The 18,854-nt window shown below is 28.9% G+C and carries 18 protein-coding genes; all 18 read left to right on the forward strand.

Annotation, left to right across the window (positions count from 1 at the left end; genetic code table 11):
- Positions 1-86: 86 nt before the first annotated feature.
- The 18 genes from dnaJ to ppdK all read left to right on the forward strand — a co-directional run bounded on the left by dnaJ (position 87) and on the right by ppdK (position 18,751).
- A complete protein-coding gene (gene dnaJ, locus H9660_RS02455; protein ID WP_191748214.1) occupies positions 87-1,214 on the forward strand; it encodes a molecular chaperone DnaJ in 1,128 nt (375 codons plus the stop codon).
- Between the two features lie 190 nt (positions 1,215-1,404).
- The gene (locus H9660_RS02460; RefSeq protein WP_191748215.1) at positions 1,405-2,955 is read left to right on the forward strand and encodes a nitrite/sulfite reductase; all 1,551 of its coding nucleotides are present in this window, start codon (positions 1,405-1,407) and stop codon (positions 2,953-2,955) included.
- A gap of 142 nt (positions 2,956-3,097) precedes the next feature.
- Entirely contained in the window at positions 3,098-3,595 is a 498-nt protein-coding gene (gene tpx / locus H9660_RS02465; RefSeq protein WP_191748216.1) for a thiol peroxidase, read from the forward strand.
- A 155-nt stretch (positions 3,596-3,750) separates the two neighbouring features.
- On the forward strand, positions 3,751-4,692 hold the full coding sequence (prmA, locus tag H9660_RS02470; protein WP_191748217.1) for a 50S ribosomal protein L11 methyltransferase: 942 nt from the start codon (positions 3,751-3,753) through the stop codon (positions 4,690-4,692).
- Between the two features lie 18 nt (positions 4,693-4,710).
- Positions 4,711-5,466, forward strand: coding sequence for an RsmE family RNA methyltransferase (locus H9660_RS02475; RefSeq protein ID WP_191748218.1), 756 nt, complete (start codon positions 4,711-4,713; stop codon positions 5,464-5,466).
- Positions 5,466-6,770 (forward strand): tRNA (N(6)-L-threonylcarbamoyladenosine(37)-C(2))-methylthiotransferase MtaB, encoded by a 1,305-nt coding sequence (gene mtaB / locus H9660_RS02480; RefSeq protein WP_191748219.1) that lies wholly within the window; start codon positions 5,466-5,468, stop codon positions 6,768-6,770. Before H9660_RS02475 ends, mtaB begins: the two co-directional genes overlap by 1 nt.
- Positions 6,771-6,921: 151 nt before the next feature.
- The gene (locus H9660_RS02485) at positions 6,922-7,263 is read left to right on the forward strand and encodes a histidine triad nucleotide-binding protein (RefSeq protein WP_191748220.1); all 342 of its coding nucleotides are present in this window, start codon (positions 6,922-6,924) and stop codon (positions 7,261-7,263) included.
- A gap of 118 nt (positions 7,264-7,381) precedes the next feature.
- Positions 7,382-7,558 (forward strand): 30S ribosomal protein S21, encoded by a 177-nt coding sequence (rpsU, locus tag H9660_RS02490; RefSeq protein WP_003441547.1) that lies wholly within the window; start codon positions 7,382-7,384, stop codon positions 7,556-7,558.
- Between the two features lie 432 nt (positions 7,559-7,990).
- A complete protein-coding gene (yqfC, locus tag H9660_RS02495; RefSeq protein WP_191748222.1) occupies positions 7,991-8,269 on the forward strand; it encodes a sporulation protein YqfC in 279 nt (92 codons plus the stop codon).
- A gap of 1 nt (position 8,270) precedes the next feature.
- Positions 8,271-9,410, forward strand: a complete 1,140-nt coding sequence (yqfD, locus tag H9660_RS02500) for a sporulation protein YqfD (protein ID WP_191748224.1) — start codon at positions 8,271-8,273, stop codon at positions 9,408-9,410.
- Positions 9,411-9,434: 24 nt separating this feature from the next.
- Positions 9,435-11,501 carry an HD family phosphohydrolase gene (locus tag H9660_RS02505; RefSeq protein WP_191748226.1) on the forward strand — a complete coding sequence of 689 codons (2,067 nt, stop codon included), beginning with the start codon at positions 9,435-9,437 and terminating at the stop codon, positions 11,499-11,501.
- Positions 11,502-11,588: 87 nt separating this feature from the next.
- Positions 11,589-12,089, forward strand: a complete 501-nt coding sequence (gene ybeY / locus H9660_RS02510; protein WP_191748228.1) for an rRNA maturation RNase YbeY — start codon at positions 11,589-11,591, stop codon at positions 12,087-12,089.
- A 21-nt stretch (positions 12,090-12,110) separates the two neighbouring features.
- Positions 12,111-12,812 carry a diacylglycerol kinase gene (locus tag H9660_RS02515; protein WP_191748230.1) on the forward strand — a complete coding sequence of 234 codons (702 nt, stop codon included), beginning with the start codon at positions 12,111-12,113 and terminating at the stop codon, positions 12,810-12,812.
- 127 nt (positions 12,813-12,939) lie between these two features.
- Positions 12,940-13,833: a GTPase Era gene (gene era / locus H9660_RS02520; protein WP_191748232.1), complete on the forward strand. Its 894-nt coding sequence runs from the start codon at positions 12,940-12,942 to the stop codon at positions 13,831-13,833.
- Positions 13,834-13,837: 4 nt separating this feature from the next.
- On the forward strand, positions 13,838-14,587 hold the full coding sequence (gene recO, locus H9660_RS02525; protein WP_191748234.1) for a DNA repair protein RecO: 750 nt from the start codon (positions 13,838-13,840) through the stop codon (positions 14,585-14,587).
- Positions 14,588-14,593: 6 nt separating this feature from the next.
- Positions 14,594-15,202, forward strand: a complete 609-nt coding sequence (locus tag H9660_RS02530) for a DUF4342 domain-containing protein (RefSeq protein ID WP_191748236.1) — start codon at positions 14,594-14,596, stop codon at positions 15,200-15,202.
- A gap of 193 nt (positions 15,203-15,395) precedes the next feature.
- On the forward strand, positions 15,396-16,034 hold the full coding sequence (ccpN, locus tag H9660_RS02535) for a transcriptional regulator CcpN (protein ID WP_191748238.1): 639 nt from the start codon (positions 15,396-15,398) through the stop codon (positions 16,032-16,034).
- A gap of 86 nt (positions 16,035-16,120) precedes the next feature.
- Positions 16,121-18,751 (forward strand): pyruvate, phosphate dikinase, encoded by a 2,631-nt coding sequence (gene ppdK, locus H9660_RS02540; RefSeq protein ID WP_191748240.1) that lies wholly within the window; start codon positions 16,121-16,123, stop codon positions 18,749-18,751.
- The last annotated feature ends 103 nt before the right edge of the window (positions 18,752-18,854 follow it).

The following is an 18,854-nucleotide window of genomic DNA, read 5'->3' on the forward strand; positions in this document are numbered from 1 at the left end:
ACCTATTAGTTTTATAGATATAATATTTAAGGGAAGGCAAAAGTCGTCTTCCCTTTTATAAAGTTTAAAAATGGTGGTGAAAATAGATGGCAAATAAGGACTATTATGCAACCCTTGGACTTGAAAAAGGTGCTTCTGATGAAGAAATTAAAAAAGCCTTTAGAAAGCTAGCTATAAAATATCATCCAGATAAAAATCAAGGTAATAAAGAGGCTGAAAATAAATTCAAAGAAATAAATGAAGCTTATCAAGTGCTTTCAGATCCAGAGAAGAAAGCAACTTATGATAGATATGGAACAGTTGATTTTGATGGAAGTGGTTTTGGAGCAGGTGGATTCGGCGGCTTTGATTTCTCAGAAATGGGTGGATTTGGTGATATATTTGAAAGTTTCTTTGGCGGCGGAGGCAGCGGAAGAAGAAGAAATGGCCCTCAAAGAGGATCAGATTTAGAATATACAGTTAGTCTAACTTTTGAAGAAGCTGTTTTTGGAGTTGAAAGAGAAATATCAATAGATAGAAGTGAAAATTGTGAAACTTGTAAAGGTAGTGGAGCAAAGGAAGGAACTTCCAAAAAGACTTGTCCAACATGTAATGGTCAAGGGCAAGTAAGGGTACAAAGACAAACTCCATTAGGAAGTTTTGTAAGTACTTCAACATGTAATACTTGTAATGGAACTGGAAGTGTTATTGAAGAACCATGCACATCTTGTCATGGAAGAGGGCATGTAAGAAAGACAAGAAAAATAAAAGTTAATATTCCAGCTGGTGTTGATACTGGAAATGTAATGCCTTTAAGAGGACAAGGAAATCATGGTACTAATGATGGTCCACCAGGAGATTTATATGTAAGAATAAATGTAGCTCCTTCTAAGAAGTTTGTAAGAAAAGGAAATGATATTTATATAGATTCACATATATCTATGGGGAAAGCTGCTTTAGGAACAGAAATAACAGTAGCAACAGTAGATGGTGATGTGAAATATACTATTCCAGCAGGAACACAATCAGGTACATTATTTAGATTAAAAGGAAAAGGTGTACCAAGAGTAAATTCCTCAGGAAGAGGAGATCAATACGTTAAAGTAATAGTAGATATTCCTAAGAACTTAAATGAAAAGCAAAAAGATGCATTAAAGGCATTTATGGAAGCTTGTGGAGAAAATGTTGGAGAAACTACTCCACATAAAAAGGGTTTAAAAGATTTATTTAAATAAAAAGAATTAGCTCTTTGCTAATTCTTTTTATTTTTTTATAAAAAAATAAAATATGTGCAAACTAAAATATAGGTTAATTAAATTATAATATAAGTAATTTTTATAATTATAATAATAATATTTAATAAGAAAATAATGTTTTTAGTGCTATAATTTACATTGTAAATAAATTTAAGAAGAGGTGGAAAAAATGGAAGAATTAAAAAAAGTTTTATATGGAGAAATAGAGGAATTTAGAGAAACTGGACATAAATTTGTTGATGGAGAATTAAACCTAATGCAATTTAAACACTCCTCAGGTGGTTTTGGTGTATACGCTCATAAAGGTGGGAAGGATTTTATGATAAGACTTAGAATTCCTTCAGGTATAACTAATGTTTCTGAGATGTATAAGGTATATGATTTTGCTGAAAGGTATGGATTAGAAAAAATACATTTAACAACTCGTCAAGCTATACAATTACATGGATTAAGCATAGATGAGATTTGTGATTTAATGAAGGAAGCATTAGATAATGATATATATACAAGAGGTGCAGGTGGTAACTATCCAAGAAATGTAGCAATGTCTCCTTTAGCAGGTGTTGATCCTAAAGAAGCCTTTGATGTTACACCATATGCAATAGCAATAGGAAATTATTTTTTAGAGAGAATTTATACATATAAGCTACCGAGAAAACTTAAGGTTTCAGTTTCTGGTGGAAGTGATGATGCTGCACATTGTACAGTTCAAGATTTAGGATTTGTTGCAGTAAACAAGGATGGAAAAGAGTATTTTGAAGTTTATTTAGGTGGAGGATTAGGACAAAATCCTAAATTAGCTGTAAAATATGGTGAATTAATAGAACCCAAAGATGTTTTATACTATGTTGAAGCTATGGTTAGAATGTTCATGGCAGAAGGTGATTATGAAAATAGAAATAGAGCACGTGTAAGATACATATTAGATAGAATGGGTGAAAAAGATTTCTTAGAATGTTATAAAAAGCATGTAAATGAAGTTATTGAAAAAGAAAATTTTGAAATAGATGTTAAAGCTAAGTCTTATGATAAAAAGGGAATAGAAATCCAAATAGAAGATTCAAGATTATTTGAGCAAAAGCAAAAAGGATTATACAGTGTTTATATACATCCAACAGGAGGACAATTTGCAATTAAGGATTTAAAATCAGTTTTAGATTTAGTAAATAATTTTGAAGATATTGAAATAAGATTAGCAATGGCTGAAGGCGTATATTTTAGAAATTTAAATGGAGAAGAAGCTAAGAAATTATTAGATTTAACTGAAGATATGAGTGCTAAAACTAAATTTGAGCAAAGTGTATCTTGTATAGGAGTTCCGATTTGTCAAATAGGTTTATGTAATAGCCAAGGGGCTTTAAATGACGTTATGGACTATTTTAAAGCTAATAATGGAAATATGAATGTATTACCAACAGTTCATTTCTCAGGATGTCAAAACTCTTGTGGAGTTCATCAAATAGGAGCTATTGGTTTTACAGGAAAGAAAAAGAGAGTTGGCGATAAAGTAGATGAATGCTTTACTTTATTTATCGGAGGAACTTATGGAATAGGCGAAACTAAAATAGGTGAATCTTATGGAGAAATTCAAGCTGTTAAGATTCCTGAATTCTTATTTGAATTATCAAAAAATGTTGAAAAGAGCAATTTAAATTTTAAGGAATACATATTAAAAAATGAAAGTGAATTTAAAGAATTAGTTAATAAATATAATGTTTAAACAGTTACATAACTCCTTTTGAGAAAAAATAATAAATTTTCAGAATAATAGATATTTACAAATAATAATTATTAGATGTATAATAGATATATAGATTATTTTGGAAATAACAAAATGGACATAAATTTAGGAGGAATATATAATGAATATGGTAAAATTTCAAGGTGCACCAATTACTTTAGAAGGAAATAGAGTTTCAGTTGGTGATAAGCTACCTAGTTTCAAAGTTACAACTAATGATTTAGGAGAATTTACAGAAAAAGATACAAAAGGTGTTAGAGTATTTTTAACAGTACCATCAATTGATACACCAGTATGCAATATGGAAGTTAAAAAATTTAATGAAGAAATTGATAAATTAGAAGGAGTTACTTGCTATACTATATCAATGGATTTACCTTTTGCTCAAAGTAGATGGTGTGCTTTAGAAGGTGTAGAAAATGTTAAAACACTTTCAGATTATAAAGATAGGAGCTTTGCACAAGCTACAGGAACTTATGCTAAGGAACTTGGATTATTAACAAGAGCATCATTTGTAGTAGATTCAAATGATAATGTTACTTTTGTTGAGTACTTAGAAGAAATAACAAGTGAACCAAGTTATGATAAGATCTTAGAAGCTGTAAAATCAGTAAAGTAATTATAATTTTAAATAAAGTATCGATTTTTTTCGATGCTTTATTTTTTTGAAAAATAAAAGTGATATATAAACTTTTTGCCTTTAAACCTAGACAGAAACTTAACATAAGTGTAAAATAATAAATTAGTCAAATATCTTTGAAAGGACTGATTTTAATGGAAGGAACATGGATTGAAGTAAGAGTAATAACAAAAAGTGAAGCTCTAGAACCAGTTTCAGGAATTTTTTATGGATTAGATTGCAAAGGGGTTGCAATTGAAGATCCAAATGACATATTAGAAAGAGAGCAAGGACCATTAACTTGGGATTTTGCTGATATAAATGTATTAGAGCATAAAGGAAAAGTAGCAGTTGTTAAAGCATATTTTTCAGAAGAAGATAATATAGAAGAAATTTTAAAATATGTTAATGAGAAAATGGAAGAAATTAAATCACTTGGAATTGATACAGGAGATTATGAAGTTCAAAGTGAAAAAATGTATGAAGAAGATTGGGCAAATAACTGGAAAAAGTATTATAAACCAACTAAGATTGGGGAAAGAATAGTAGTAAAGCCAACATGGGAAGAATATGAAGCAAAGAATGATGAATTAGTTTTAGAATTAGATCCAGGTATGGCTTTTGGAACTGGAACACATGAAACAACAAGAATGTGTATTCAAGCTTTAGATAAATATGTAGAAGCTGAAAGTACTGTTTTTGATGTTGGATGTGGATCAGGAATACTTGCTATTGCAGCTGCAAAATTAGGTGCTAAAAAAGCTGTTGGAGTTGATTTAGATCCAGTTGCTGTTGAATCTGCAAAAGAAAATGTAGGATTTAACAACTTAAATAATATAGAAATATTATATGGAAACTTGGTTGAAGTAATAGATGGAAAAGCAGATATTGTAGTTGCTAATATTATTGCAGAAGTAATTTGTATATTAACAGAAGATGTTAAGAGAGTTTTAAAAGAAGATGGATACTTTATAACGTCTGGAATTATTCATGATAGGGTAGATATGGTTACTAAAAAACTTGAAGAAACAGGTTTTGAAGTAGTAGAGATAAATAAAGATGGGGAATGGAACTGTATAGTTGCAAAATTAAAATAGTTTTAAGGAGATCGAGGGATGCATAAATTTTTTACTCCTAAAGAAAATTTTATAGAAAAAACAGCAAAAATTTTAGGTGATGACGTAAAACACTTATATAAAGTATTAAGGTTAAATGAAGGGGATAAAATAATCTTAAATAATTGTGATGGAGAAGAATTTTTAGCAAATATAAGAACTATAAGTAAGCAAGAAGTTATTGTCGATATAGAGGAAAAACTTGATATAAATAATGAAAGTGAAGTTAAGATTTATTTATTTCAAGGGTTGCCAAAGGCTCAAAAGATGGATTTAATAGTTCAAAAGGGAACAGAACTTGGAATAACTGAATTTATACCTACTTTAACAGAAAGAGTAGATATAAAATTAAAAGGTGATTTTAAAAAGCTAGATAGATTAAATAGAATAGCTTTAGAAGCTGCGAAGCAAAGCAAAAGAACAGTTATACCTAAGGTTACAGAGCCTATTTCCTTTGATGATGCTTTAAATAGATTAAAAGAATTAGATTTAGCTGTAGTTCCTTATGAAAATGCTGAAAACTTTGGAATAAAAACATTATTTAGCGATGAAAAAATTGATACATCTAAAATAAAAACTGTTGGAATATTAGTTGGTCCAGAAGGTGGATTTGAATTAAGTGAAATAAATAAACTGAAAGAAAATGGGGCTTATATTGTAACTTTAGGAAGTAGAATTCTTAGAACAGAAACAGCAGGTTTTGTAGCTACTTCATTAATTCAGTATGAGCTTGGAGATTTAGGAGGAAGTAAATAATGAAAGTTGCATTTTCTACTCTTGGATGTAGAGTTAACGTATATGAATCAGAAGCAATGGCTGAAAAATTTATAAGAGAAGGCTATGAAGTTGTAGAAGCTAATGAAGTAGCAGATGTATATGTAATTAATACATGTACTGTTACTAATATGGGAGATAAAAAATCTAGACAAATTATAAGTAGAGCAAGAAGACTTAATGAAAAATCTATAATTGCAGTTGTAGGTTGTTATTCTCAAATGGCACCAAAAGAAGTTTCTGAAATTCCTGGGGTGGATGTAGTTTTAGGAACAAGAAATAAAGGTGATGTAGTTTATTATGTAAATAAAGCAAGAGAAGAAGGTAAACCACAAGTTCATGTTGAAGGTGTGCTTAAAAATAAAAAGTTTGAAGAATTAAATATTGAAGAGTACCAAGATAAGACTAGAGCTTTCTTAAAAATACAAGATGGATGTAATAGATTTTGCACATATTGTATAATACCATATTCAAGAGGATCAGTTTGTTCAAAGGATCCAAAGAAGGTATTAGAGGAAGTTAAAAAATTAGCAGAGCATGGCTTTAAGGAAATTATACTATCAGGAATTCATACAGCCTCTTATGGACTGGATTTAGAGGAAAGTGTTAACCTTATAGATATTATTGAAGAAATAGAAAAGGTTGAAGGTATAGAAAGAATAAGAATAGGATCTATAGAACCAGCTTTCTTTACTCCAGAAGTAATAGAAAAGATAAAAAGCTTTAAAAAGCTTTGTCCTCACTTCCATTTATCATTACAAAGTGGCTGTGATGCTACTCTTAAGAGGATGAATAGAAGGTATACAGCTGAGGAATATGCAGCTTCAGTAGAGCTTTTAAGAAAAACTTTACCAGATGTATCTATTACAACAGATGTAATAGTAGGTTTCCCAGGAGAAACAGAAGAAGAATTTAATGAAACTTATGAGTTTTTAAAGAAAATAAAGCTTACAAAAACTCATGTATTTAAATATAGTCCTAGAAAAGGAACTAGAGCTGCTGAAATGGGAGACCAAATAGACGGAAGTATTAAAGAAAAGAGAAGTAAAATATTAATAGAATTAAGCAATAAAAATGAAAAAGAATTTATAGAAAAATTCATAGGTAAAGAAATGGATGTTCTTATAGAAACACAAGTTAAGGGTCAAGAAGGTATGTACGAAGGATATACAAGAAACTATATAAAAGTACACGTTCCTTGCACTTGTGCTGATGTAACTGGTAAAATAGTAGATGTAGAAATAACAGAAGCAGAAAATGAATATGGAATAGCAAAACTATTATAATAATGCATAATGGATAATGCATAATTTGGGAGATAATTCAGCGTAGCTGAATTATGAAAATTTAATTTAAGAAACTCAGCTTGCTGAGTTTCCTCAATAATTATCAATTATCAATTACCAATTATCAATTGCAAGAAGGGGGTGTTAATTTATGGATTGTATATTTTGTAAAATAGTAAAAGGGGATATCCCAAGTAATAAGATATATGAAGATGATAAGGTATTGGCTTTTCATGATATTAGTCCTGAAGCTCCTATTCATTTTTTAGTTATACCTAAGGAGCATATAAAGAGTGCTAATGATATAAATGAAAATAATTCACATATCATTTCACATATTTTCTTAGTTATTAATAAACTAGTAAGGGAACTTAATATCGCTGAAACTGGTTATAGAATAGTAAATAACTGTGGAAAAGATGGAGGTCAAACTGTAGATCATATACACTTTCATGTATTAGGTCAAAGGGATTTAAAATGGTCACCAGGTTAAATACTTTATATGAAATAGTTGACTTTAGAGTATGCCTATTGTATAATATAGCGTGTGTTATTAAGCCCGTAGCTGAGTTAAATTAATTAATTTGAGCTAGCGGAGGGAGGGATAATAGATGTCAGAAATAAAAGTTGGAGAAAACGAAACACTTGAAAGTGCATTAAGAAGATTCAAGAGAAAATGTGCTAGAGCGGGAGTTCTTTCAGAAGTTAGAAAGAGAGAACACTATGAAAAGCCAAGCGTGAAGAGAAAGAAAAAATCAGAAGCTGCTAGAAAGAGAAAATTCAAGTAGAAATATTTTGATTTAATTTCAATGTAACTTAATTAATTAAGTAAGCTATTATTGGAAAATATATTTCCAATAAGACTAAGTGTATTTTTAATACATTAAGGTTGAGGACACAGTTTATATATTTATCAAAAGTGTAAAATAATTATACTTGAATAAAGGGAATAGATGAGATTTGTTATCAAATCTTATTATATTACCTTCCTCAGCAGTTAATAAAGAGAAAAATAAAATTATTAAAGAAACGGCTACACCATTGGTGTTAATAACATTTGTAACTTTAAAAGTTATATGAAAAGACAATTTTATAGAGTATTATTAACTGATAAATAAAAGCAAAAGGATTTATTCCTTTTGCTTTTTGCTTTCTATAAGTAATTTTCTATATTTCTTAATCATAAATTACTATGAGGAAAAATATAAGGAGAAAAGAAAATGAAAGATAAGATAGAAAGAAGTAGAGAAATAATATCAGAAAAGCTTGATTTACCAAAAGATGTGATTTTAAATCTTCCAAAGATTACGATTGTAGGTAATGAAGAAATTACTATAGAAAATCACAAAGGGATAATACTTTTTGAAAGAAATATTATTAAGATAAATACAAAGGTTAAAATTATAAATATTGAGGGAGAAAATTTCGAAATACTTTATATTGGTGATTCTACTATAACTATAAGTGGAAAATTTAAATTGATTTCTTATGAGGTGTAATATGAGTGGGGGAGTTTTTGATAGTGGAAAGGTTATAGTTGAAATTAACATATTAAAACCAGAAAGACTTTTAAACATATTATGGAATGAAAATATTCGTGTTGTTAATGTGAAAAGAATAGATGCAGCTACTATTAGAATAGTAATAGAATTTAGTGATTATGAAGAAGTAATGAAGTTAATTAAGAAATTAAATGGGAAGGGGAAGGTTATAGGAAGTAAAGGAATATTATTTTTTGTTGGAAAACTAAAAAGTAAATTTTTCTTGAGTATAGGTGGAGGATTATTTGTAATACTTTTACTATATATATCTACGTTTGTTTGGAGTATAGAGATTGTTACTAAACAAAATGTATCTCCTTACGAAGTTAGACAACAATTATATTCTATAGGAATAAAACCTGGAATCAGTAAGAAAGAAATAGATTTTAAGGAAGTAGAGAAGCAGCTTGAAAATATGAATTCAGACATTTTATGGCTTAGAGCTAGGGTAGAGGGATCAACTTTAAAAATTCTTATTGAGGAAAAGGTTAATCCACCAGAAATTAAGGAAGGTAAGTATGGAAATTTAGTTGCAAAAATGGATGGAGAAATTAGTAGAATTTATACTTTTTCAGGAAGATCCGCAGTACATCAAGGTGAATATGTACATGCAGGAGATATTATAATAGAGGGGATAAATGGTAAGGAAGAGGAACCTTATGAGGTTATTCCAGACGGAGTTGTTATGGCTAATACATTCTATGAAAAAAATATGGTTGCCAAAATAAATGGTTCAGAATTAAAAAGAAGTGGAGAAAAGGATAGTGATATTTATTTAAATATATCAGGAAAGAAAATTTATATCAAAAAAGCTATAAAAGATTTTAAAGATTATGATAAAATAGAGGAAAGTGGGAAAATATTTACTAAGGTAAATTATTATGAAAAGAAAGAGGTTGTGGTAGAGTTAACTAAAGAAGAAATAATTAATAATTCAGTTAAGGAGCTAGAGGAATCTCTTTATAACAATCTAACAAGAGAAGCAAAGATTGTAGATAGAATAATTACAACTAAAGAAGATTCAAGTGAAGATATTATAGTTAATGTAGTTTTCATTGTAGAGCAAAATATAGTAAATAGTGAACCTATAGATTATTAATACTTTTGGTAAAGGGGGATGAACTTGTTTTTAAAGAAGGATGAAAAAAGAGAAAACAAAGGATATAAAAAAGGAATAATATATATAACAGTATTTATAGTTATATATACAATTCTATTAAGTACTATTGCACCTAAAAAGCATAATTTATCTGTGGGAGATATTGCAACTGTTGACATAAAGGCACCTATTGACACTGTTGACGAAATTGCAACTAAAGAGAAGATAGAAGAGGCTGTAGCAAAGGCAAAAGAAGATATTCAATATACTGCTAAAAGTGAAGTTAAAACGCAGGCTGTTGATAATATAAATAAATTATTCAATAAATTAGCTACTGAATTATCAACTAATAAGGATGATAGTGAGAAATTATCAGAAATTAAAAAAATAGATATTTTTAGATTAACAGATGATGAGTATAATATATTGCTAGGTTTAGGATCTTCAAATGTTTCAGAAATAAAAAATATAACATTACAAGCTTTAGAAAAGGCATATAAAAATAATATAGGTGAAAATGATTATGAAGCTATACAAAAAGCAAAAGAATATGCTAATGATGAAATTGAAGTTTATAATCTTGAAAGAAATTTAGAAGATACATTAAAGACTATAGTTTATTCACAAATAAATCCTAATTTATTTATTGACACTGAAAAAATGGAAGAGAATATAAAAGAAGCAGAAAGAAATGTACAAAAAGAAATAATAAAGAAAAATCAAATTATAGTTAAAGAAGGAGAACCTGTAACTGAAAGACAAATAGAGTTATTAAAAGAATTAGGATTGTTAAATAACGGTTTAACTAAAAGCTATGTAGCCTCATTTATTTCTTTAGCAATACTAGTAGCATTGATATTATATATTCAATATAGATATATATCTAAAGAAAGTCCAAGTATATTTAATAATGATAAATTTATGATATTGATTAATAGTATAAATATTATAACTTTATTACTTTCTATAGGGTTTAATATAATTTCTTCCTATTTAATTCCTATAGCTTGTGGGGCCATGCTTATGACAATACTAATAAATCACAAAGTTTCTTTAGTCGTAAATTTATTAAATTTAGTATTTGTTTCTATAATTGTTGGATTCAATCCATCTGTTATAGTTATATCTATAATTGGCATTGTACTAGGAGCTACTGCACTTAAAAAAGTACAACAAAGAAATGATATTATATATTCTACTTTATATATGACTGTTATATTATTAATAATTACTTTAACTATAGGAATGATTTCATCAAATAATCTAAAGGAAAACTTAATACAAACAGGTTATACAATTATTGCAGTATTACTTTCCGGAATACTTGCTGTAGGATTATTACCATTTTTTGAATCTATATTTGATGTTGTTACCAATATAAAATTATTAGAGTTGTCTAATCCTAATCAACCACTTATGAAGAAATTATTAATGGAAGCTCCAGGTACATATCATCATAGTATGATGGTAGCAAATTTAGCTGAGGCTGCAGCAGAAGCTGTTGGTGGCAATCCTGTAATAGCTAGAGTAGGAGCATATTATCATGATATAGGTAAAACTAAGAGGCCTTATTTCTTTGGAGAAAATCAAATAGGAAGAGAAAATCCTCATGATAAAATAACTCCAAATTTAAGTGCGTTAATTATTTTATCTCATACTAAGGACGGAATAGAATTAGCTAAAGAACATAATATTCCTCAAGTTATCCAAGATATAATAGTACAACATCATGGAACAACATTGGTTAAGTATTTTTATTATAAGAGTAAAAATGAATCGGAAAAGCCAGAAGAGATAAAGGAAGAGGATTTTAGATATTCAGGACCTATACCTAATACGAAGGAATCAGGAATATTAATGCTAGCAGATAGTGTAGAGGCTTCTGTAAGATCAATACCTGAGCCTACTAAAGGTAAAATTGAAGAAATGGTCAACAATATAATAAAGGATAAATTAAATAGTAAGCAATTAATAGATTGTGATTTAACATTAAAAGATATTGAAATAATAAGAAAAAGCTTTTTAAAGACTTTAGAAGGAATATATCATCATAGAGTAGAATATCCGACTGAAAAGAAGATGAAAAGTTAAATTATTAGCAATATAAAAAACTCCTTTGGGAGTTTTTTATTAGTTTTTAACTTTAAATTATAAATTTATGATATAAAGGAGAAAGTTATGTTATATACAGAAAATAGACAAAATAAGTTAGAAGTAACAGATGAATTTATTGATAAAATAACAAAAGTATGTGAATTTGCTCTAAAGGAAGAAGGAGTAAATATAAACTACCAAATATCATTATTATTTGTAGATAATGAAGAAATAAAAGAGATAAATAATGAAACAAGAAATATTGATAGAGAAACAGACGTATTATCATTTCCAATGTTAGATTTTGAAGAAGGTAAAGTTTATAAGGATATGTATTTAAATTTCGATTTTGATGAAACTTTTAAAGATGGAGATGAATTAATACTAGGTGATATGGTTTTATCTTTAGAAAAGGCTAAAGAACAAAGTATAGAATATGGTCATTCATATGAAAGAGAGGTAAGTTATTTAGTTGTTCACTCTATTTTACATTTACTTGGTTACGATCATATGATTGATGAAGATAAAATAATAATGAGAAAAAGAGAAGAAGAAATATTAAATAAATTAGATATTACGAGATAATACTATATTTGGGGGGAGTTTATGAAAATAAAAAAGCTTGTAGAGAGCTTTAATTATGCAATAACAGGAATTATACAAACTGTTAGAACACAAAGAAATATGAAAATTCATTTATTTGCATCTTTATGTGTTCTATTAGCTTGTTTTGTAATAGATATATCAAAAGCTGAATTTCTTATTTTAGCTATAACAATTACTATGGTACTAGCTGCGGAAGTGATAAATACAGCTATAGAGGCTACTATAGATATGTCTACTAATCATTATCATCCATTAGCTAAAATTGCGAAGAATGCAGCTGCTGGAGCTGTTTTAATTACTGCAGTAAATGCTTTAGTAGTAGGGTATATTATATTTTGGGATAAGATTTCATTGATTTCTGATGATGTAATTCATAAAATGAAGGAATCTGATCCTTATATGGTTTTAATAGCCTTAGTAGTAGTAACAATTGCAACATTAATAGTAAAGTCAATATATGGAGAAGGCACACCTTTAAGAGGTGGAATGCCTAGTGGACATAGTGCATTATCTTTTTCATTGGCTACTGCAATATCATTAATAACAGAAGAACCAATATGTATAATGCTAAGTTATTTAATGGCTCTTATAACTGCACAAAGTAGAGTTGACTCAAATGTACATTCTATTTTTGAAGTTGTAGTAGGTGCATTATTTGGGACTTTACTTACTTTATTTATATTTACTATTTTTAAAATTTAATTTACTTAAAAAGATGATAAAAATCTTTAAGAATGCTATAATTTAAAAAAGCAATAATAACAAAAGAGTTATTTAAAATATAACCTAAGGTTAAATTATTTATTTTGGGTTAAAATTAGGAGGAAAAATGTTTAAATCAGGATTTGTAACGATAGTAGGTAGACCAAATGTTGGGAAGTCTACTTTATTAAATGAAATAATGGGAGAAAAACTTTCAATAGTATCAAATAAACCACAAACAACAAGAAATAATATACAAACAATATTAACGGGTGATAATCATCAAATTGTATTCGTAGATACACCAGGAATTCATAAACCTAAGCATAAATTAGGAGAATACATGGTTAACGCTGCAAAAGATTCTATAAAGGAAGTTGATCTTGTATTATTCTTAATAAACCCTGAAGAAGAGATAGGAAGAGGAGATAAGTTTATAATAGAAACATTAAAGAATCAAAAGGCTCCTATATTCTTAGTAGTAAATAAAATAGATGAATTTACTCAAGAAAGAGTAGCAAAAACTCTTCAAATGTATTCACAAGAGTTAGAATTTAAAGAAATAATTCCAATATCTGCTTTAAAGGGAAAGAATGTAGATAAATTAGTAGAACTTATGATAGAAGCTATGCCAGAAGGTCCTAAATATTATCCAGATGATATGATAACTGATGTTCAAGAAAGATTTGTTATTTCAGAAATAATAAGAGAAAAAGCTTTAAGAACATTAAGAGAAGAAATTCCGCATGGGATAGCTGTAGATATAATTCAAATGAAACAAAGTCCTAATGGAACTTGGCACATAGAAGTAGATATGCTTTGTGAAAAAGACTCTCATAAAGGAATTATAATAGGTAAAAATGGTCAATCTTTAAAGAGAATAGGCGAAAGCGCTAGATATGAAATAGAAAGATTTTTACAAGCTAAAGTAAATCTTAAAATATGGGTAAAGGTTAGAAAAGAATGGAGAGATAATCAAAACCTATTAAAGGAGTTAGGATATAAAAAGGTAAATAAATAAGGGGATGATTTTTCTGTCATTACATAAAGTGAATGCTGTAGTTATTAAAACTATGGAATTTAAAGAAAATGATAAATTGGTTTGGTTATATACGGATAAGTTTGGAAAAATAACAGCTATAGCAAAAGGGGCTAGAAAAAGTAAAAGTAAATATCTTTCTATTACTTTGCCTCTATGCTATGGAGAATATGTTTTATTTAAGGGAAAAAACTTATATAACCTTCAAGAAGGAAAAATAATTAATTCATTTCAAGGATTATTAAACAACTTAGATAAATTAACTTATTCATCTTATATATGTGAGCTTATAGATATATGTGTAGAAGAAGGAGAAACTAATCAAAATTTATTTAAGAGTTTTTTAACTTGTATGTATTTACTTAACACTGATGCTCTTGATTATGAGTTACTAATAAGATCTTTTGAAATAAAACTACTAAAAGAAACAGGATATGGATTAAATTTAGATAGTTGTTCTATATGTAAAAAGAATATAGGTGTATCAAATTATATTTCTCTTTCTAATTATGGAGGAGTATGTGAAGAATGTCCTAGAGAGCATGGTATTTATATCTCTAAACCAGCATATAATTCTATAAAGTTTTTACTTAAGACACCAATGGATAAAATATATAAGTTGAATATAAATGACGATGTTAGAAGAGATATAAGAAAAATAACTACATTTATTATATCTTCAAATTATTCCAAAAAACCAAAAAGTTTAGAAATGTTAAATTATATAAAGGAGTGATTATTTATGGAAATAACTTTAGAAAAAGTAGATCAAGTTATAGAGAGAACAGGTGTAACATATGCAGAAGCTAAAAGTGCGCTAGAAATAAATAATGGTGATGTTTTAGAAGCTATTATCTATATTGAAAATAGAAAAGAAGCCGATGCAGAAGCAAATAGCCAAATTAAGTCTGAAAGTATTGATGAATTAAAAAGTTGGCTTAAAGAATTAATAAATAAAGGAAATGTTACTAGAATAAGAATTAGTAAAGATGGAAAAGAAATAGTTGATGTTCCTGTTAATGCAGGAATAGCAGCTGGTGTAATTGCAATTATTATTCCTCCAGTTTTAGCTTTTGTTATAATTGCAGCAGTAGTTACACAAATAACTATAGAAATAACTAAGGCAGATGGAAGTGTTGAGGTAGTTAACAAATATATAAGTAAAACAGTTGTAGATATTAAGGATACAGCAACTGATGTTGCAAGTAAAATAAAAAATAAAGTTAATGAAGTAAAAAATGATAAATTTGGTGGAGATGATTACAAGATTTATAAAAAGAAAGTAAACAAAGATGATGAGTTAAATGAAAATTCTTTTACATATACTGTTAAGTTTGATGACGAAGAGTAATTAAGAGTAAAAGAGAGAGAAACAGGAAATCAATAAGATAAAATAAAGGAAATGGAAATATTCGGATAATATGGTTTATTTTTCAGAAAATTAAGTATAGTCAAATGGATATAAAATGTTATAATTAGTATGTAAATATCAGACTAATCAAAATTATCTGAATATTTCTGTTAAGTTAGAAAGAGGGATAAATTTGAAACTATCGCAAAGGCAAGAAGAAATAGCAAAGATAGTTAAAAAAGGACAGCCTGTAACTAGTGAAGCTATAGCTGAAAAGCTAGGAGTAACTAGGGCTGCTTTAAGAGCTGATTTAGCTATTTTAACTATGATAGGAATATTAGATGCTAGACCTAAGGTTGGTTATGTATATTTAGGAGAAGCTCAAAATACAAGAGTTTTGGAAAATATATCTAAAGTTTTAGCTGGTGAAATTATGTCAAAACCGGTTACAGTAAGTGAAGAAACGACAGTATATGATGCAATCGTATTCTTGTTTTTAAATGATGTAGGAACATTATTTATAGAAAGTGATGGATTTTTAGTAGGTGCTGTTTCAAGAAAAGACTTCTTAAAAAATGCTATAGGTGGGACGGATATTCATAAAGTTCCAGTTGGGGTCATTATGACAAGAATGCCTAATATAATTTGTGGTAATGCTGAAGATAGTGCTTATGATTTAGCAAAAAAAATTATTGAGCATGAGATAGACAGTATTCCTATAGTTGAAAAGATAGAAAATTCTCCAAAAGATAAAGTGTTATATAAAATTATTGGTAAAATATCAAAAACTAACATAACTAAACTATTCGTTAAATTGGGTGAGGGAAATTAAAAATAAGGGTAATTTTTAAAGGGTATCTACAGTATTAAAGTACTGTTAGTATATATTACAAATCGATTGAACGGAGGAGTATTGAGATGGAGAAAAAGAAGTATGTTTACCTTTTTAATGAGGGGAATGGGTCAATGAAAAACCTTCTAGGAGGTAAAGGGGCAAATTTATCAGAAATGATTCTACTAGGAATTCCTGTACCACAAGGATTCACAGTTACTACTGAAGCTTGTAATAAATATTATGAGGATGGTAAAGTAATTGCACCAGAAATTATTGAAGAAATTCATGAAAAAATATCTGAATTAGAAAAACTAACAGGTAAAGAATTTGGTAGTTTAACTAAGCCACTTTTAGTATCTGTAAGATCAGGGGCTAGAGTTTCTATGCCTGGTATGATGGATACAGTTTTAAATCTTGGATTGAATGATGAATCAGTAGTTGCTATGGCAAACTTAACTAATAATCCAAGATTTGCATATGATTCATATAGAAGATTTATTCAAATGTTCTCTGATGTGGTTATGGGTATTGAAAAGAGATTATTTGAAAATCTAATAGATGAAATAAAAGAAGAAAAGGGTGTTGAAGTTGACACTGATTTAACTGCTGAGGATTTAAAAGTATTAGTTGGTAGATATAAGGAACTTTACAAGAAGGAAAGAGGAGAAGATTTCCCTCAAGATCCTAAAACTCAATTAATAGAGTCTATAACAGCTGTATTTAGATCATGGAATAATCCAAGAGCTATTGTGTATAGAAGATTAAATGATATTCCTGGGGAATGGGGAACTGCAGTTAACGTTCAAGAAATGGTATTTGGTAATAAGGGTGAAACTTCAGGAACAGGAGTTGTATTCTCAAGAGATCCTGCAACTGGTGAAAATAAAATATACGGTGAATATTTAATGAATGCTCAAGGTGAAGATGTTGTTGCAGGAATTAGAACACCACTTCCAATTTCAAAATTAGAAGAGCAAAATCCAGTAATATATAAACAATTTACTGATATAGTCCATACATTAGAAAATCACTACAAAGATATGCAAGATATGGAAATAACTATTGAAGAAGGTAAGTTATACTTCTTACAAACAAGAAATGGTAAGAGAACTGCTCAAGCAGCATTAAAGATAGCGGTTGATTTAGTAGAAGATGGTATGTTAACTAAGGAACAAGCAATTTTAAAGGTTGAACCATCTCAACTTGATTCTTTACTTCATCCAACTTTCCATTCAGATGATTTAAAGAAAGCTAACCCAATAGCAAAAGGACTTGCTGCATCACCAGGAGCTGCTTGTGGTAAAATTGCATTTACTGCTGAAGAAGCTAAGGAGAGAAATGAAAAAGGTGAAAGTGTAGTTTTAGTAAGACTTGAAACTTCACCAGAGGATATAGAAGGTATGATAGCAGCCAAGGGGATTTTAACTGTAAGAGGAGGAATGACTTCTCACGCAGCAGTTGTTGCAAGAGGAATGGGGACTTGCTGTGTAGCAGGATGTGGAACCTTAAAGGTTAATGAAGAGTCTAAGACTGTAGAGGTTAATGGAAAAGTTTATACTGCTGAAGATTATATTTCTATAGATGGATCAACTGGTAATGTATATGGCGAAGCTGTAAATACAGTAACACCAGAAATATCAGGTCACTTTGCTACATTTATGGCATGGGCAGATGAAATTAGAGCATTAAAGGTTAGAGCTAATGCTGACTCGCCAAGAGATGCTAAACAAGCATTAGGATTTGGTGCAGAAGGTATCGGATTATGTAGAACTGAGCATATGTTCTTTGCAGAAGATAGAATTATGGCAGTTAGAGAAATGATAGTTGCTAAAAATGAAGAACAAAGAAGAAAAGCTCTTGAAAAATTACTTCCGATGCAAAGAGAAGATTTTATTGGAATCTATGAAGTTTTAGAAGGACTGCCAGCAACTATAAGATTCTTAGATCCACCATTACATGAATTCCTACCACATAATGAAGAAGATATTAAAGAGTTAGCTAATGATTTAGACATCACTGTTGAAGAATTAAAGGCGACAATTAATGAACTACATGAGTTTAATCCTATGATGGGACATAGAGGATGTAGATTAGCTGTATCTTATCCTGAAATAGCTGAAATGCAAACTAGAGCAGTTATAGAAGCAGCTATAGATGTTAAGACAAGAAAAGGATATGAGATAGTTCCAGAAATAATGATTCCACTTATTGGAGAAATTAAAGAATTAAAATATGTTAAAGATGTAGTTGTGAATACTGCAGAAGCTGTAATGGAAGAAAAAGGAGTTAAATTAGACTACAAAGTAGGTACTATGATTGAAATTCCAAGAGCTACATTAACAGCGGATGAAATAGCTAAAGAAGCTGATTTCTTCTCATTTGGAACAAATGATTTAACTCAAATGACATTTGGATTCTCAAGAGATGATGCTGCTAAATTCTTAACTAGCTATTATGATAAGAAAATTTACGAACAAGATCCATTTGCTAAACTTGACCAAAAGGGTGTTGGTGCTTTAGTTAAGATAGCTACTGAAAAGGGTAGATCTGTTAAGAGTAATCTTAAGGTTGGAATATGTGGAGAACATGGTGGAGATCCATCATCGGTAGAATTCTGCCATAATATTGGTTTAGATTATGTTTCATGTTCACCATTTAGAGTGCCACTTGCTAGGTTAGCAGCTGCACAAGCTCAAGTAAAAAATAAAAGATAGATAATAAATAAGGCTGCCCAAAAGCAGCCTTATTTTAATGTAAAATGAAGAATTAAAAATGTAAAATTATTGATGTAATTTGTGCCAAATTACTAAATCCCAA

This window comes from Clostridium gallinarum, assembly GCF_014836325.1.
GTDB classification, from domain to species: Bacteria; Bacillota; Clostridia; order Clostridiales; family Clostridiaceae; genus Clostridium; species Clostridium gallinarum.